This window comes from Nonomuraea sp. NPDC049378 (assembly GCF_055586745.1).
This window is the reverse complement of sequence record NZ_JBVJHP010000032.1, coordinates 1-15,470: the sequence shown is the minus strand read 5'-3', so window position 1 is coordinate 15,470 and position 15,470 is coordinate 1. Positions and strand designations below refer to the sequence as shown.

The following is a 15,470-nucleotide window of genomic DNA, read 5'->3' as shown; positions in this document are numbered from 1 at the left end:
TCCACCACCTGAGATCCAGAAGGGAAACCCCACCATGACCACCACCGAGTCGCGCCTGCCCAACCCCGCCGTGCTCGTCCCCGAACTCAAGGACATCGGCGGCGCCCTGCACAAGGCGGCCGGGAACGGCACGATCCCGCAGACCACCATCAGCCTGGTCCAGCTGCGCGCCGGCCAGATCGTCGGCAGCACGTACCTGACCGTCCTGCACACCGGCAACCTCCGTAAGGCCGGCGCCACCGAGGAGAGCATCACCGCGGTGGCCTCCTGGCGGGACGCGCCGTACTTCACCGACGCCGAACGCATCGCGCTCGAACTGGTCGAATCCGTGCTCACCCCGAACCCGTGGGGCGAGCGCGTCCCCGACGAGCTCTACGCCCAGGCGTCCGAGCAGTACGACGACAAGGCGCTCGCCACGCTGATCATGGCCATCGGCCAGGTCTGCTTCTTCCTCCCGCTCGCCCTCATCGGCAAGCCGCTGCCGGGTGCGTCGCCGGCGGAGCAGTGGAGGCCGTAACGCCCAAAACGCCCAGGGCGAGGACACGGCAACCCCTGCCTCGCCCTGTCCAGGGGTCAGATCGGGGCCGGGCCCAGGTGACGGACCCGCGCGGGACACCTGACGATCAGAACCTCGCGAATCGGGGAAACGAGCACCGGTCCTCCGGGAAGCGATCTTCGAAGCGCCCCGAGGTCACAGAACCCCGCGACGCACTGACCGCCGGTCCGCGCTCGACCCGAGGGACTCGAACATGACGAAGCGCCTTCCGTGTCCGCGTCGGGAGGATCGCCCTGTGCGATGACGTCGGTCAGCCGGAGAGGAAGGGCCAACCACCGCTGCGTACGCGTACGTCCGCGGCCACCTCGCCGACTGGCCGGCCGTCGGTCTCGACGCGCAGCTGACCTGCCCCGGCACGGTCGAGCAGCTCGGCCTCGCGCGCCGCCCGTTCGGCGATGCGGTGCAGGGAGTCGGAGCCCAGCCCTCGCAGCTCGTCACCCGGTATGGCCGGCCCGCCGCCCCGGCCACGCTGCGCGACCCGCCCGGCCAGCGTCGCCGGTCCGGCGTGCAGGCGGCACACGGTCAAGGCCGCTCCGGGCAGCGACTGGCCGTAGCCACGGACGACGTCGTCGGAGTCGGCCTCCCCGGAGACGACCAGGCACCGGGCGCCCATCGCGCGATATCCGCTCCAGACGGCCGCGAGGTTACGCGCCTTGAGGTCATGGCCGTCCATGTGGGGACGCAGCGCACCGATCTGCTGCACATCGGCATAGGCGGCTCGCACACCGGTTTCGTGGATCTGCCGGAAGATCTCGTACCCGACCGTCGACTTTCCCACCGCCGTGGCACCGCAGAGCCACAGCACGGGGAACGGCGCGGCGTCCCCTCGGAGAGCAGGCGGACGGCTCCGCCGGGCGACGGAACTCTCGGGCGTCGCGGCGGGAAGGACACCTGGCCATCCCCCCGACCGCTCACGGACCAGCCGGGCGGCCTCGGACACCGTGACCCCGCCGGTGTCCACGCACACGTCGGCGTAGTCGCTGCGTTCCAGGGCCGCGGCCTCGGCGAGCGCGTCCTCCACCAGGTCCGGGCGCCACCCCCGCCCGAGGAACCGTTCCTTGAGCTCGGCGCTGTCGACGCGCAGCCGGCACAGCGTGAACGCGGCCTCGGGAAGAAGGTCGGTGTACGTGCGAACCTCTTCGGCGGTGTGGACGAAGCCGGCAAGGACGAGACATCGCACGCCTTCCGCCAGGAAGTTCGGCAACATCGCGGCCAGGTTCTTCGCACGAACGTGATGCGTCGTGCCCTCCGGCATGGGATAGCACAGGCTGATCTGGTCGGCGTCGACGAACGCGGTCTTGACGCCGCTCCGGCTCAGCTGCGCGAAGAGCTCCCAGCCGGCCGAGGACTTCCCCACGCCTGTCGGCCCCGAGAGCCAGAGCAAGGGCACGCGTACGTCGCTCATCTGCGTGACACTAACGGGCGTCCGATGGAGCGAGCGAACGGATTTCGGCGGGCGCGTCCCCGGCGGCGGCGCCACGCCGACGCCCGGGGAAATCGGGTGGCTCCGGCCGGGCCGTGTTTCCTACCATGCCCGTCATGCCCTCGTACGCTCATCCGCTGGCCTGGCTGCTGGCGCTCGAAGGCGTGGCGCTGCTGCGCGCCCAGGCCGGGGACCTCGGCGACGAGGAGTTCGTGAAGGCGCGGATCTCCGAGATCCGCAGGCTGGCCGCCGACCGGGACCTGGCGTCGAGCGCGGGCACCGTCGTCGGCCACGCCACCACGGTCGAGGGGTACGCGCAGTGGGCCGATCGGTACGACTCCGAGGAGAACCCGCTGATCGCGGTGGAGGAACCGCAGGTCCGGCGCATCCTCACCACGCTGCCGGCGGGCCGGGCCCTCGATGTCGCCTGTGGCACGGGAAGGCACGCCGCGTTCCTGGCCCGGCTCGGGCACGAGGTCGTCGGCACGGACTCGTCGGCGGAGATGCTGGCCCTGGCCCGGGCCAAGGTCCCGGACGGCACGTTCCACCAGGCGGACCTGCACGACCTGCCGGTCGGCTCCGCGAGCTTCGACCTGGTGGTCTGTGCGCTGGCGCTGACCCACCAGCCGGCCCTCGGGCCGGCGCTGGCGGAGTTCTCCCGGGTGGCCAAGCCCGGCGGCCACGTCGTGCTGTCGGACATCCACGTGCTCTCGCTCTACCTGGGCGGCGTGGCCAAGGTGGGCGGGCCGGACGGCGGGCCGCGGGCGATGCCGGCCGGCCGGTTCCTGGCCGGCGACTACATCGCCGCCATCCATGAGGCGGGGCTGGAGATCGTGGCCTGCCACGAACCCCGGTGGGGCGAGCTGCGCGGCGGGCACGGCGGCCCGCTCGCCCAGCAGTGGTGCCCGGAGGCGGCCGCGGCCGCCTACCACGACACCCCCGCCCTGATCATCTGGCAGCTCCGCCGCCCTCGCTGAGGGTTCGCGACCTCCTGGCGCGCGTGGCGATCCCGCTCGGCCTATTATGTATACGCATCCGTATGCGTTTACGAAAAGAGGCGGCCCGATGATGAAGATCCTCGGCAAGGTCGGGTTACTCGTCCTTGCCCTCACGGCCGGCGCGGCCTGGCTGGTCATCCTGCGGTTGAAGAACGTGCCGGCGCCGCTGCTGCTGGTCTACGGGCTGCTGCTGGCGGTGTCCGTGATCGGGCTGCTGTGGCCCCGCGTGCTCGGCCGGCGGTCCACGCGGCGCCGGGTGCTGGCGTTCCTCGGGGTTCCGGCCGGTCTGGGCACGCTGGGGCTCTACCTCGCGGTCGTGTACTACGTCACCGATCTGCCGGTGTTGCTGGCCCTCGCCGCCGCGGGCTGCCTGGGATGGGCGGCGGCCGCCCTGCTCCGCGGACGCCGGAGGGCTAGTGGCCCGCACGTCCGGCAGGCCAGACGCGCCTTCCTCCTGGGCGGTGCCGGGCTGGTGCTGGGCGTGCTGAGCGGGCTGTCGGTCAGCCGGGTGGAAGGGCGGCGCCGCGATATGCTGGCCCAGCGCGAGCAACAGCGGCAGGCGGCCGTACGCGCTCCCGGGGCCCGGCCGCGGGTCCACGACGGTGCCCTGCGGGTGTTCCCGATCCACACCGGCGACACCGTCGTCACCTACGGCCAGTTCTACGGCGGCCTGGACGGCTGGGAGGGTCTGAACGGCTACGTGCGCACCCTGGTGGACAAGGCGCAGATCACGGTGCCGGTCTACGCCTACCTCATCGACCACCCCCGGCACGGGCTCCTGCTGGTCGACACCGGCGTCAACAGGGAGCAGGCCCACGATCACGACGGGTACTACGACATGACCTCGCGCCTGCTGAGCGAGCGCGACGAGTATCAGATGACCCCCGAGCAGGACCTGCGGGTCCGCCTGGCCCGGCTCGGCTACGACGCCGACGAGGTCACCACCGTGTTCCTCACCCACGTCCACGACGACCACGCGGGAGGGCTGCGCCACCTGCCCCGGGCGACGGTGGTGTTGGACCGCCGCGACTGGGACCACGGCGTGTTCTATCCGCACTCCTTCGACCTGGTCAAGGAGAACCTCTCCTTCCCGGCCTTCGACTCCGGCGCCTTCGGCGCCTTCCCGGCCAGCCAGGACCACTTCGGCGACGGCAGCATCATCCTGCTGCCCACCCCTGGCCACTCGCCCGGCCACATGTGCGTGCTGCTGCGCATGGACGAAGGCGGCGTGCTGTTCATGGGCGACACCCTCTACACGCTGCCCCACCTGGCCGTCGACCAGGTCCGCCAGATGACCATCGGCGGGGCCGACACGGTCCACCAGATCGAGGCGGCCCGGCGCATCCAGAGCCTGCTGGCCTCCGACACCGGCGTCGTGCCGCTGTTCGCCCACGACAACACCCGCTACCAGTCCGATAGGGTCTTGTCCGCGTTCGCCCAGGGAACGCCGGGCAAGGAGGGGCTGCGGGAGTTGCGCGCGCACATGGAGGCCGTCCTCACCCCCGGCTGGCGGCTGCGGCCCGGGCACGCTCCCCGCTTCGTTCCTGCGGCGTCCGGCGCGCGATGGGGGCGGGTGGAGTTCGGATGACCTCCACGCGGCGCACCCGGGGCAGGCCTCGCGACCCCGAGGCGGACGAGGCGATCATGAAGGCGGCGCTGGAGCTGTTCGTGGAGCGCGGCCTGGAAGGCGCGAACTTCGAGCAGATCGCCAAGCGCGCCGGCGTGGCCAAGGTGACCGTCTACCGGCGCTGGTCGTCGAAGGAGGAGCTGCTCACCCAGGCGATCGAGCGGGCCCGCACGCTCGTCCCCGAGGCCGATGTCTGGGCCGACACCGTCGCGGCGGCGCAGCCGGCCGGCGAACAGCTCATGGACTCCTGGGTGCGCACCTTCGGCGACGCCCGCTTCCGGGCGATCCTCGCCCAGCTCATCGGTTCCAGCGTCACCCGGCCGTCACTCCTGGCCACCTACCGCGAGCAGTACATCGAGCCCCGCCGCCGGGCGATCCACGCCGCCGTCGAGCGTGCCCGCCGCGACGGGCGGCCGGACGGCGACGCCGACCCGGAGATCGACCCGGAGATCGACCCGGGGATCGACACGGTGATCGACATGGTCGTGGGCGCGGCCATGTACCGCATGCTCATCGACCCGGACGCACCGGCCGACCCCGCCGCCGCACGGCGGTACCTGGAAGAGGTGCTCCACCAGGCCGACCGGCTGCTGAGGCGCCCCGACCGGCCTGAGGAGACCGCGTGACCGGCGCGGCGGTCACGCGCCGACGTAGGCCGCGAGGTGTTCGCCCGTGAGGGTGGAACGGGCGGCGACGAGGTCGGCGGGGGTGCCCTCGAAGACGATCCGCCCGCCGTCGTGCCCGGCGCCGGGGCCGAGGTCGACGATCCAGTCGGCGTGCGCCATGACCGCCTGGTGGTGCTCGATGACGATGACCGACTTGCCGGCGTCGACGAGCCGGTCGAGCAGGCCGAGCAACTGCTCGACGTCGGCCAGGTGCAGGCCGGTGGTGGGCTCGTCGAGGACGTAGACGCCGCCCTTGTCGGCCATGTGGGTGGCCAGCTTCAGCCGCTGGCGCTCGCCGCCGGACAGCGTGGTCAGCGGCTGGCCGAGGCTGAGGTAGCCGAGCCCGACGTCGGCGAGCCGGCCGAGGATGGCGTGCGCGGCGGGCGTGCGGGCCTCACCGGCGCCGAAGAACTCCTCGGCCTCGGTCACCGGCATCGCCAGCACCTCGCTGATGTCGCGCCCCCCGAGGCGGTATTCCAGCACCGACGCGTCGAAGCGCCTGCCCTCGCACTCCTCGCACGTGGTGGTGACGCCGGACATCATCCCGAGATCGGTGTAGATGACGCCGGCGCCGTTGCAGGTGGGGCAGGCGCCCTCGGAGTTGGCGCTGAACAACGCCGGCTTGACGCCGTTGGCCTTGGCGAACGCCTTGCGGATCGGGTCGAGCAGCCCGGTGTACGTCGCCGGGTTGCTGCGCCGCGAGCCGCGGATGGGGGACTGGTCGACCGACACGACCCCCGCGGAGGCGGGGATGGAGCCGTGGATCAGCGAGCTCTTGCCGGAGCCGGCGACGCCGGTGACCACGCAGAGGACGCCGAGCGGGATGTCGACGTCGACGTCCTGCAGGTTGTGGCGGTCCGCGCCGCGGATCTCCAGCGTGCCCTTCGGGGTGCGTACCGACGTCTTGAGCTGGGCGCGGTCGTCCAGGTGGCGACCGGTGACGGTGCCACTGGCCCGCAAACCGTCGACGGTGCCCTCGTAGCAGATGGTGCCGCCCGCGGTGCCGGCGCCGGGGCCGAGGTCGACGACGTGCTCGGCGATCGCGATCGTCTCCGGCTTGTGCTCGACGACGAGCACGGTGTTGCCCTTGTCGCGCAGCCGCAGCAGCAGGTTGTTCATCCGCTGGATGTCGTGAGGGTGCAGGCCGATCGTGGGCTCGTCGAAGACGTAGGTGACGTCGGTGAGCGCGGAGCCGAGGTGGCGGATCATCTTGGTGCGCTGCGCCTCGCCGCCCGACAGCGTGCCCGCCGGCCGCTCGAGCGAGAGGTAGCCCAGCCCGATCTCCACGAAGGAGTCGAGGGTGTGCAGCAGCTTGGCGAGCAGCGGCGCGACCGACGGCTGGTCGAGGCCGCGGATCCATTCGGCCAGGTCGCTGATCTGCATCGCGCAGGCTTCCGCGATGTTGACGCCCTTGATTCGCGAGGAGCGGGCGGCCTCGCTGAGCCGGGTGCCGTCGCACTCGGGGCAGGTGGTGAAGGTGACCGCACGGTCCACGAACGCCCGGATGTGCGGTTGCATGGCCTCCCTGTCCTTGGACAGGAACGACTTCTGGATCTTCGGGATCAGGCCTTCGTACGTCAGGTTGACGCCGTCGACCTTGACCTTGACCGGCTCCTTGTACAGGAAGTCCTGCAGTTCCTTCTTGGTGTAGTCGCGGATCGGCTTGTCGGGGTCGACGAAGCCGGACTCGGCGTAGACGCGTACCGTCCAGAAGCTGTCGGACTTCCATCCCGGGATGGTGAACGCGCCCTCGGTGAGCGACTTGGAGTCGTCGTAGAGCTGGGTGAGATCGAGATCGGTGACCGTGCCGCGGCCTTCGCAGCGCCCGCACATGCCGCCGATCCGCGTGTACGTCGCCTTCTGGGCCTTGCGGTTGTCGCCGCGTTCGACCGTGATCGCGCCGCTCGCCCTGACCGTGGGGACGTTGAAGGAGAAGGCCTGGGGGGAGCCGATGTGCGGCTCGCCGATCCGGCTGTAGAGGATGCGCAACATCGCGTGGGCGTCGGTGGCGGTGCCGACGGTGGAGCGGGGGTCGGCGCCCATCCGCTGCTGGTCGACGATGATCGCGGTGGTCAGTCCGTCGAGGATGTCGACCTCCGGCCTGGCCAGCGACGGCATGAAGCCCTGCACGAAGGTGCTGTACGTCTCGTTGATCAGCCGCTGCGACTCCGCGGCGATCGTGCTGAACACCAGCGAGCTCTTGCCCGAGCCGGAGACGCCGGTGAACACCGTCAGCCGGCGCTTCGGGATCTCGACGCTGACGTCCTTCAGGTTGTTGACGCGTGCGCCGTGCACGCGGATCACGTCGTGGCTGTCGGCGGCGTGCGGCGCAGGCGACTGCGGGTCGTTCCTCGTGGTCATGCTCATCGTGTCTCCGTCTCTCTGGCGGGCCGCCTCTCGCGGCCTTGGGCTTGCGTCGCCTGGCTCGATCAGGCTTGAGCGTACGCGTGGTCGTCCTGCGCTCCTGCCACGACGGTCACGTTAGGCGACGGCCGGAGGCCGGCGCTTCTCCAATCCTGATCGGTCCGCGCTCGGACCTCGCGTCGTCCGACGCGACGTCCGGGAATGCATCCTGCCGGGTGCGGGGCCTGTCCCCTCGACGGCTGCTCGTTCGTCTCCTCACCATGAGCGACAACCTTTCCGCCCTCCCGCGGGAGCGGCGCAGCAGGCACGCACCCACGACACCCGGTGAGACCCGTCGATGAACGTGTTCCTGTGGATCGTTCAGGCCTTCGCGGCCGCCGTCTTCACCCTGTCCGGCGCGGCGAAGCTGATCCAGCCGAAGGACAAGCTGGTCCCCAAGTATGCGTGGATCGAGGATTTCTCCCCCGCGTCGGTGCGGTCGATCGGCGTGCTGGAGTTGCTCGGCGCGATCGGGCTGGTCGTGCCGGCAGCCACCGGAATCGCACCCGTCCTGACGCCGGTCGCCGGGACCGGCCTGGCGATCATGATGGCGGGAGCGCTGGCCCTGCACATCCGCCGCGGGGAGCTGTCCGGGCTGCCGGTGCCCGGGGTCCTGTTCGTGCTCGCCGCGCTCGTCGCCTGGGGACGGTTCGGCCCTTACAGCTGGTGACCTGCGCCACATGGCACACTCGCTGCGATCGGCGGCGAACACCAGAAATCAACCCAAGGAGGGAACGTATGTCAGCCACCGAAGTGACACGTAACAAGGCAACGCTCCGACGTTTTCATGAAGCCGTCAGCACCGACGATGCGGAGATCATCGCCAGGACGATCGACGAGATGGTCGATCCGGACGTGCAGATCGGCACCCCGCTGCCGCTGGAGGCGAAGGGGGCGGAAGCGTTGAAGGAGGTGCTCGCCGTGCTTCACCGGGCCTTCCCCGACCTGCACGTCGAGGTCGAGGACGTGATCGCCGAAGGGGACCGGGTCGTCACCAGGAACACGGTGACCGGGACGCACCGGGGTGAGTACATGGGGGTGGCTCCGACCGGCAAGTCCGTCACGTACAACGAGATCATCATCGCCCGCTTCGCCGACGGCCGGATCGCCGAGACCTGGGCGGTCGTCGACATCCTCTCGGTGATGCGCCAGCTCGGCGCCATCCCGTCCTAGCGACAGCGCACTCCGGCGTCCGGCTCGGTCACCTTGGCGATGGCAAGATCTTGTGGAAGTGAGAGCGTGGCCACATCCACCGCCTCGGCCATGGCGCGGGCGCCGGCATCGTTGAGGTGCATGCCGTCTCCGCTGTCGAACTCTGGCCGGATGAAGTCGGGATTTTCCGGGTCCTGCACGGCGTGCGCGACGTCGAAGACCGCATCGAACACGCCGCTGGTCCGGATCCACCCGTTCACCCGGCGGCGCGCGTCCAGCCCCGCCGGCGTGGTGATCCCCGGATAGATCGCTCCGGCGAACGGGCCGATGGTGGCGGCCAGGCTCGTCAGACCTCGGTCGCGGATGCGCCGAGCCAGAACGGAGAATCCGGCGATCAGGTCCTCCGCCGTGGCCGGGGGGAGTCCGGCCATGCCTGGCAGGCCCAGGTCGTTGACGCCGAAGTGCACCAGGACATGCGTTGCTCCCGGCACCGACAGGACATCGCGTTCCAGACGCGACAAGCCGTGCTCGCCCACCTCGTCGGTCAACAGCCGGTTGCCCGCGATGCCCTGGTTGACCACCCAGCCGTGCTCCAGCCGGGCGTTCAACACGTCCACCGAACGCCGGTTGGCGCCCATCGTGGTGCCCACGCCCTCGAACCAGGAGTCACCGAACGCCACCGCGATCACCGCCGTGCGCTCCGGAGCCGGCACGTCCAGACCGGAGGCATAGAAGCGGGCGGGCACCTGCTCGGCGCCGCTCAGGACGTGAGCGCCGGCCTGATCACCCGACGCGACGTAAGCCGTCTCCATGGGCTGGTGCGAGAAGGTGGCGAGCTCTGTCTCGCCCCGCAGGTAGAGGTCCAGCACGATGGCGACGCCTGCCTCGATGGTCAGGTTCACCGGGTCGCTGACCACCTCGCCGCCCGGCGGGATCGTCACCTCTCCCGCGCCGCCGAACAGCACCTCCTGCCCTGTTCCCGGCACGATCTCGTCACCGGTCACACATCGTGCTCCATGTACCGTGCCGATCGTCAGCGGTGCTCTGCCGTAGCGGTTGGTCAGCCGGATACGCACCCGCTCGCCGCTACCGGCCGGCAGCAACGTCTGCCGTACCGCCTGATCGCGGGAACCGCGTGGCGGTGTCAGCTGGATCTGCTCGTAAGGGCTGATCACAGCGGAACGGAAGGCCGCCACCCATTCCAGAGCCTCATCACGACCGCTGTGAGCCATCATCAGTGCTCTCCTCCATTCTCATGGGACATGTTCGCTCGTTCCTCGCGAAGGCCGAGCGCGATCAGCATGGACGCCGTCATTCCTCGGCCACGCCGGACGGGCGCCCGGACAGGCGTTCTGGCGGGATCGTGGGTGAGGCCATCAACTTCTCCAAGGTTGCGGACGGCCCGTTGCGCCGCCCGCCGACAGCCTGGAGCACCCCACGCCTGCCACCCAGGCCCAGACCTTGCCTACGCAAAGACTGATCAGCCTGGCTCGGTAAAATGCGGCAGGACATGCGCAGAGACAGAGATCTCGCGGCGTTCCTGCAGTCGCGCCGGAGCCAGCTGCGACCGGCGGACGTGGGCCTGCCCGATCGCGGCGGGCGGCGACGCGTGCCGAGATTGCGGCGCGAGGAACTGGCCGCGCTCGCCGGGGTGAGCGGCAGCCCGCCGTCGTAGCCGAGGAGCCGCATGTCCGGATCGCCGAGCTGTACGCGTCCGGCGCGGGGCTCGCTCGCCCGTTGACACGCTCCCCATCACCGCGGCCCAGCGTTAATGTTCGAATATGGCCTCAACGTATCGACCATCTGGCGCGTTAGCGTTCGTGGCGGCGGCCGCACTTGTCGGAGCCGCAGCCCCGGCGTCGGCCGCGCAGGCGCACGAAGGGTCCGCGGGCGCGGCCGGCCGGGTCCTTCGGGTCTACACCAACAACATCGAGAACCTGATCAGAAACAACGCCGACGGCTCGTGCACCCGGATCTCGGGCCCCGACCACCTCACATCGATGCTGGTCGACGACAGCGGCAGGACGGGCACCTCCGGCGTGCGGGCGCCGGACCTCCTGATCGTGCAACAGGTACGCGGCACGGGACAGGCCACGGCGTACGCCAACCAGCTCGCAGCGAAGTTCGGCTACCCGGCGGGCACGTACGGAGTGATCGTGGCCTGGGACGACCCGCAGCCGTGGGGCGGCTCGCACCACTGCAGCCAGCAGTCGCTGGGCGACCTGAAGAAGAAGCAGACCAACGCGATCATCTACAACACCAGAACGCTGAGCCTGGCGGCGGGCGACATCTCGAAATACTGGAGCGCGGGCTGGCTGAAGCCCGGCACCCCCTACGCCGGGGGAGCCGGGTGCACGCTGTACAAGCCTCCCAGCAACGACGACAGCGCGGCCAACACCCACAAGTGGAAGCGCACGAGCGCCATCGCGGCGCGTTTCTCGATCAAGGAGACGGGGACGACGGTCTTCGCCGCGACCATGCACCTTCCTGAGCAGAACGGAGCGAACGCCTGCGCGGGTGCGGGCACCACCGGCATCGCGAGCTCGGGCATCCATGTCGGCGCGGACGCCACGCGCCTGATGAACGCGTCGACGATCCGGGTGATCGGCATCGACGCGAATCGCACGAACATCGCTTCTTCGACGCTGAGCGGCTTCGGCATGACCGGCTACGGAGCGCGGCCGACCATGGGATCCCGCAAGATCGACTACCTGTTCGTCAAGGGCGCCGTGCAGCCGTCGAGCATCGATCACACGGTGGGCGGCACGAAGTCCAACCACCTGGCGCTGTACGGATTCGTCGCCTACTGAGCCCACGCTGATGACGCTGCCGCTCCGGCAGTCGCGCATGTGGCCGCGTCATCGGCGATGAGGGTGAGCCGCCAGATGAGGGGGGAGTACAGTGCGGGCATGGGCAACGGCGGGCTGCGCGAACGCAAGAAGGCCAGGACCAGGGAGACGATCCTGCGAGAAGCGTTCAGGCTCTTCCGCGAGCGCGGCTACAACGCCACCACCATCGATCAGATAGCCGAGGCCGCCGAAGTCTCGCCCGCCACCTTCTTCCGTTATTTCCCGACAAAGGAGGATGTGGTCACGCTCGATCGCTTCCCGCCGCTCATCGAGGCTCTTCATGAGCAGCCGCCGGGTCCGCCGGTCACCGTGCTGCGCGGGGCGTTCCGTACGGCGTTCGGCTCGATGACGGCCGAGGAGATCGCCGCGGGGCACGCGCGGGAGGTGTTCGCGGCGACGGTGCCCGAACTGGTGGCCGCCAACCTGCGCAAGAGCCCCGGCCTGCTGCGGGAGACGTCCGAGATCCTGGCGGGCAAGGCGGGATGCGACGCCGGCGACGCCCGGTTGCGCGACGCCATGGGCGCGGTGTTCGGGGTCGTGACCCTGATCTGGCTGCAGTGGGCGCACGATCCCGGCATGGACGGGCCCGCCGAGATCGACCGATCGCTCGCCCACCTGGAGTCGGGCCTGACGCCGTAAGCCGGGTGTCCAGATGGTGGAGCCATCCGGATGTTGTATCTTACGCCGCATGAACCGAGCGGAGGGCTCCCGATGGCCAGGCTGACCCGGGTGCAGCAGCAGGAGCGCACACGGGCCGCCGTACTGGCCGCGGCGAGGGAGGAGTTCGCCGAGCACGGATACTCCGACGCCAAGGTCGACCGGATCGCGGCGCGGGCCGAGCTGACCCGTGGCGCGGTCTACTCGAACTTCCCGAGCAAGCGCGCCCTCTACCTGGCGGTCCTGGTCGACTCGGTCGAACACGTGGGCGAGGCCACGTCGTCCCCGGCACTCGGCGAGGCGGCGGCCGCCTTCGCCCGGGTCTGGCTCGAACGGCTGCCGTGGTCCGGCGAGACGCCCGCCGGGGGGAGCCTGCAGTCGCGCTCGCTGGACGGCGTGTTCGACGACGAACCAGGCCGTACCGCGATGGCTCAGGTCACCAAGCTGGAAGCCCTCCTGCTCGCTCTCTGCCTGGAGTCGCGTGCGCCGCGGCTCACGAGGCGGGTGCGCCTGGCCGAGCTCGTCCTCACCCTGCTGAACGGCGCCGGCCACCTCGCGGGCACGGCTCCCGGGTTCGGCGACCCCTTCGACGTGGCGCGCGCCTGCGGGCACCTGGCCGACCTCGACCTCGCCGACACGTGGGACCCGCCGCACCTGCCCTTCGTCGCCCCCGCCCAGCGCGTCCGGGACCCCTGGAATCCACCTGCGGAGCTGCCCGATCTGCTCACCGGCCGCCCGGCGGGCTTCGGCGGCGACGGCGTGATCGTGTTCCTCGGGACCGGCCGGCTCGACGCCGCCGAGGAGGCCGTGCGCGCCGCCCGTCCCGGCGACCGGATCACCCTGGCCGTGACGACGGGCGATCCCGCCGAGCTGGGGCGGCTCGTCCGGCTCAGGATCGGTGACCTGGCCGGGTGCCTGCGCCGCGTGTTCGCGCCGGACGACCGGCCCGGCCTTCGCGTCGTCCTCGACGACCGCGCCGCCGTCGCGACGGCCGCCGCGACCCCCGGGGCGGGCGACGCCACCGAGTGCGCGGTACGCGTCGAGGCCGGCACGATCGTCGCCCGGGCCTGCGGGCGCGGCGCCGCGTACGCCGTGGCGTCCGTGACATGGTCGGGCCAGGCGGGATGACCGGCTCGGCGACCGGCGTCCCGCCGTGCTGAAATGAGAAAAATGCCGATGGTGTCCCTAGCGCTGATGCTCGTTCGTCGTTCGGGTAAGAGCTTCTCGCCCTGGAGGTTGTGATGCGGTACGCCCTGATGATCTACGGTGAGCCCGGCTCCATCGAGGCGCTGTCGGATGAGGAACGGGAGGCGGCGTACGCGGACTATTTCGCGTTCGCCGAAGACGAGCGCTGTGTCAGCGGCGCGCAGTTGCAGCCCGCGGAGACGGCGACCTGCGTCCGCGTGGCCGGTGGCCGGACGCTGATGACCGACGGCCCGTTCGCCGACACCAAGGAGGTGCTCGGCGGCTTCTGCCTGGTCGAGGCCGCCGACCTGGACGAGGCGATCGAGCTGGCGGCGCGCCTCCCGACGGCCAGGTTCGGCGGCACGGTGGAGGTCAGACCGGTGATGCGGTTCTGACCGTGCTGGAGGAGGTGTTCAGGGAGCAGTGGGGCCGGGTGCTGGCCTCGCTGGTCGGGTTCCTGGGTGACTTCGACCGGGCGGAGGAGGCCGCGCAGGAGGCGTTCGCGATCGCGGCGCAACGCTGGCTCGCGTCGGGCGAGCCGGACAATCCGGGTGCGTGGCTGCTGACGACGGCCCGTAACCGGGCGATCGACCGGATCCGCCGCGAGCGCACCCTCGCCGGCAAGCTCCACCTGCTGCCGGCGCCGGAGGCCACCGTGGACGAGATGGACGACACCCTCATCAAGGACGAACGGCTCGAGCTGATCTTCACCTGCTGCCACCCCGCGCTGCCGCTGGAAGGGCAGGTGGCGCTCACGTTGCGGACGCTCGGAGGGCTGCGGACCGCCGAGATCGCCCAGGCCTTCCTGGTCCCGGAGGAGACCATGAAGCGCCGCCTGACCCGCGCCAAGAACAAGATCAGGGCGGCCGGGATCCCCTTCGCGGTGCCCGCCGAACATCTGCTGCCCGAGCGCGTCGACGCGGTGCTCGCCGTCATCTACCTGATCTACAACGAGGGCTACCGCGGCCGGGCCGACCTCGGTGCCGAAGCCATCCGTCTGGGGCACGTGCTCGCCGCGCTCATGCCGCGGGAGCCGGAAGTCCACGGGCTGCTCGCGTTGATGACGATCCACCACGCCCGGCGGCGGGCCCGGTTCTCCGGCGAGGACCTGGTCCTGCTCGACGATCAGGACCGCTCGCTGTGGGACCTGCGCCAGATCGCGGCGGGACGGGCGATCCTCGACCGGGCGCTCGCACTCGGCGGGCGCGGCGCCTACGTCGTCCAGGCCGTGATCGCCTCGCTGCAGGCGAGCCGGCGCATCGACTGGCCGCAGGTCGCCGCGATGTACCGGCGGCTGGCCGACCTGACCGGCTCGCCGGTGGTCGAGCTCAACCACGCCGTGGCCATCGCCCAGGCCGGCGACCCCGCCGCGGCCCTGGACGCCGTCGACCGCCTCGACCTGGACGGCTACCTCTACTTCCACTCCACCCGCGGCGAGCTCCTGCGGCGGCTCGGCCGCGACACCGAGGCCCGGACCGCCTACCGCCGCGCCCTCGACCTCGCCACCTCCACCCCGGAGCAGCGCTTCCTCACCCGAAGGCTCCAGCAGATCTGACATGAGCGGCGACGATCACGGGGTCCCCGCCGGCGCTTCGGTGGTTGGGCTGCATACGAACAATGTCGCGTTTGGCGGCCCGCAGGTCCTGGGGACTTCCTCAACCTTCTCGCTGCGCCTGTTCCTCGGTGGGGATGTCCAGGGCTGTGCCGTACAGGCGCGAGACGTGCAGTCTGATCACCACGCGGCGCTCGTCGACCAGCTGCCGGAGGAAGGCGGCCTCGTCCGCCGGGTCCTCGAAGCCTGGCGTGAGTGACAGCAGTTCCTCGCCGACCGCGTCTCCCGGCTCGGTGGTCACCTCGGACGGGGGTATCACTCTAGGTGTGGAAATGATCACCAAACGTAGACCGAAGTCTGCAACGATCATTCACCATCTCGGGGGAGAACACGATCATGTCCA

General features: G+C 70.6%; 15 protein-coding genes and 1 pseudogene. 12 read left to right on the top strand and 4 right to left on the bottom strand.

Annotation, left to right across the window (positions count from 1 at the left end; genetic code table 11):
• The first annotated feature begins 34 nt into the window (after positions 1–34).
• Positions 35–517 (top strand): carboxymuconolactone decarboxylase family protein, encoded by a 483-nt coding sequence (locus ACZ6SA_RS44205; protein ID WP_347648216.1) that lies wholly within the window; start codon positions 35–37, stop codon positions 515–517.
• A gap of 289 nt (positions 518–806) precedes the next feature.
• Here ACZ6SA_RS44205 and ACZ6SA_RS44200 read toward each other — a convergent pair whose 3' ends face one another.
• Complete coding sequence (locus ACZ6SA_RS44200) at positions 807–1,961, bottom strand: DEAD/DEAH box helicase family protein (RefSeq protein WP_347648215.1); 1,155 nt, start codon at positions 1,959–1,961, stop codon at positions 807–809.
• A 134-nt stretch (positions 1,962–2,095) separates the two neighbouring features.
• Here ACZ6SA_RS44200 and ACZ6SA_RS44195 point away from each other — a divergent pair, with 134 nt between their 5' ends.
• The 3 genes from ACZ6SA_RS44195 (at position 2,096) to ACZ6SA_RS44185 (ending at position 5,230) form a co-directional block, all read left to right on the top strand.
• A complete protein-coding gene (locus ACZ6SA_RS44195) occupies positions 2,096–2,956 on the top strand; it encodes a class I SAM-dependent methyltransferase (RefSeq protein WP_347648214.1) in 861 nt (286 codons plus the stop codon).
• 88 nt (positions 2,957–3,044) lie between these two features.
• Entirely contained in the window at positions 3,045–4,565 is a 1,521-nt protein-coding gene (locus ACZ6SA_RS44190) for an N-acyl homoserine lactonase family protein (protein WP_465835092.1), read from the top strand.
• Entirely contained in the window at positions 4,562–5,230 is a 669-nt protein-coding gene (locus ACZ6SA_RS44185) for a TetR/AcrR family transcriptional regulator (RefSeq protein ID WP_347648212.1), read from the top strand. Before ACZ6SA_RS44190 ends, ACZ6SA_RS44185 begins: the two co-directional genes overlap by 4 nt.
• Before the next feature lie 12 nt (positions 5,231–5,242).
• Here the strand turns inward: ACZ6SA_RS44185 and ACZ6SA_RS44180 are convergent, their stop codons facing one another.
• Positions 5,243–7,636 carry an ATP-binding cassette domain-containing protein gene (locus tag ACZ6SA_RS44180; protein ID WP_465835090.1) on the bottom strand — a complete coding sequence of 798 codons (2,394 nt, stop codon included), beginning with the start codon at positions 7,634–7,636 and terminating at the stop codon, positions 5,243–5,245.
• A 334-nt stretch (positions 7,637–7,970) separates the two neighbouring features.
• On the opposite strand from ACZ6SA_RS44180, the gene ACZ6SA_RS44175 reads away from it, so the two are divergent.
• Positions 7,971–8,342 carry a DoxX family protein gene (locus ACZ6SA_RS44175; protein ID WP_347648210.1) on the top strand — a complete coding sequence of 124 codons (372 nt, stop codon included), beginning with the start codon at positions 7,971–7,973 and terminating at the stop codon, positions 8,340–8,342.
• Between the two features lie 68 nt (positions 8,343–8,410).
• The gene (locus ACZ6SA_RS44170) at positions 8,411–8,845 is read left to right on the top strand and encodes an ester cyclase (RefSeq protein ID WP_347648209.1); all 435 of its coding nucleotides are present in this window, start codon (positions 8,411–8,413) and stop codon (positions 8,843–8,845) included.
• Here the strand turns inward: ACZ6SA_RS44170 and ACZ6SA_RS44165 are convergent.
• Positions 8,842–10,059, bottom strand: a complete 1,218-nt coding sequence (locus ACZ6SA_RS44165) for a GDSL-type esterase/lipase family protein (RefSeq protein WP_465835087.1) — start codon at positions 10,057–10,059, stop codon at positions 8,842–8,844. The two genes, ACZ6SA_RS44170 and ACZ6SA_RS44165, sit on opposite strands and share 4 nt — an antisense overlap.
• Positions 10,060–10,334: 275 nt before the next feature.
• Here ACZ6SA_RS44165 and ACZ6SA_RS44160 point away from each other — a divergent pair.
• The 6 genes and pseudogenes from ACZ6SA_RS44160 to ACZ6SA_RS44135 all read left to right on the top strand — a co-directional run.
• Positions 10,335–10,487 (top strand): annotated as a pseudogene (locus ACZ6SA_RS44160) (transcriptional regulator); the annotation flags it as partial.
• Positions 10,488–10,605: 118 nt separating this feature from the next.
• Complete coding sequence (locus tag ACZ6SA_RS44155) at positions 10,606–11,634, top strand: hypothetical protein (protein ID WP_347648206.1); 1,029 nt, start codon at positions 10,606–10,608, stop codon at positions 11,632–11,634.
• A gap of 99 nt (positions 11,635–11,733) precedes the next feature.
• The gene (locus tag ACZ6SA_RS44150; protein WP_465835085.1) at positions 11,734–12,312 is read left to right on the top strand and encodes a TetR family transcriptional regulator; all 579 of its coding nucleotides are present in this window, start codon (positions 11,734–11,736) and stop codon (positions 12,310–12,312) included.
• Positions 12,313–12,384: 72 nt separating this feature from the next.
• Positions 12,385–13,458, top strand: coding sequence for a TetR/AcrR family transcriptional regulator (locus tag ACZ6SA_RS44145; RefSeq protein WP_465835083.1), 1,074 nt, complete (start codon positions 12,385–12,387; stop codon positions 13,456–13,458).
• A gap of 113 nt (positions 13,459–13,571) precedes the next feature.
• Complete coding sequence (locus ACZ6SA_RS44140) at positions 13,572–13,910, top strand: YciI family protein (protein WP_347648203.1); 339 nt, start codon at positions 13,572–13,574, stop codon at positions 13,908–13,910.
• A gap of 2 nt (positions 13,911–13,912) precedes the next feature.
• Positions 13,913–15,070 (top strand): RNA polymerase sigma factor, encoded by a 1,158-nt coding sequence (locus ACZ6SA_RS44135; RefSeq protein WP_347648202.1) that lies wholly within the window; start codon positions 13,913–13,915, stop codon positions 15,068–15,070.
• Between the two features lie 100 nt (positions 15,071–15,170).
• Here ACZ6SA_RS44135 and ACZ6SA_RS44130 read toward each other — a convergent pair whose 3' ends face one another.
• A complete protein-coding gene (locus ACZ6SA_RS44130; protein ID WP_465835078.1) occupies positions 15,171–15,368 on the bottom strand; it encodes a hypothetical protein in 198 nt (65 codons plus the stop codon).
• Positions 15,369–15,470 lie beyond the last annotated feature (102 nt).

Excerpts from the sequence above, each read along its gene's own strand:
- ACZ6SA_RS44205 (WP_347648216.1), top strand. The coding sequence starts at position 35 with ATGACCACCACCGAGTCGCGCCTGCCCAACCCCGCCGTGCTCGTCCCC.
- ACZ6SA_RS44200 (WP_347648215.1), bottom strand. The coding sequence starts at position 1,961 with ATGAGCGACGTACGCGTGCCCTTGCTCTGGCTCTCGGGGCCGACAGGC.
- ACZ6SA_RS44195 (WP_347648214.1), top strand. The coding sequence starts at position 2,096 with ATGCCCTCGTACGCTCATCCGCTGGCCTGGCTGCTGGCGCTCGAAGGC.
- ACZ6SA_RS44190 (WP_465835092.1), top strand. The coding sequence starts at position 3,045 with ATGATGAAGATCCTCGGCAAGGTCGGGTTACTCGTCCTTGCCCTCACG.
- ACZ6SA_RS44185 (WP_347648212.1), top strand. The coding sequence starts at position 4,562 with ATGACCTCCACGCGGCGCACCCGGGGCAGGCCTCGCGACCCCGAGGCG.
- ACZ6SA_RS44180 (WP_465835090.1), bottom strand. The coding sequence starts at position 7,636 with ATGAGCATGACCACGAGGAACGACCCGCAGTCGCCTGCGCCGCACGCC.
- ACZ6SA_RS44175 (WP_347648210.1), top strand. The coding sequence starts at position 7,971 with ATGAACGTGTTCCTGTGGATCGTTCAGGCCTTCGCGGCCGCCGTCTTC.
- ACZ6SA_RS44170 (WP_347648209.1), top strand. The coding sequence starts at position 8,411 with ATGTCAGCCACCGAAGTGACACGTAACAAGGCAACGCTCCGACGTTTT.
- ACZ6SA_RS44165 (WP_465835087.1), bottom strand. The coding sequence starts at position 10,059 with ATGATGGCTCACAGCGGTCGTGATGAGGCTCTGGAATGGGTGGCGGCC.
- ACZ6SA_RS44155 (WP_347648206.1), top strand. The coding sequence starts at position 10,606 with ATGGCCTCAACGTATCGACCATCTGGCGCGTTAGCGTTCGTGGCGGCG.
- ACZ6SA_RS44150 (WP_465835085.1), top strand. The coding sequence starts at position 11,734 with ATGGGCAACGGCGGGCTGCGCGAACGCAAGAAGGCCAGGACCAGGGAG.
- ACZ6SA_RS44145 (WP_465835083.1), top strand. The coding sequence starts at position 12,385 with ATGGCCAGGCTGACCCGGGTGCAGCAGCAGGAGCGCACACGGGCCGCC.
- ACZ6SA_RS44140 (WP_347648203.1), top strand. The coding sequence starts at position 13,572 with ATGCGGTACGCCCTGATGATCTACGGTGAGCCCGGCTCCATCGAGGCG.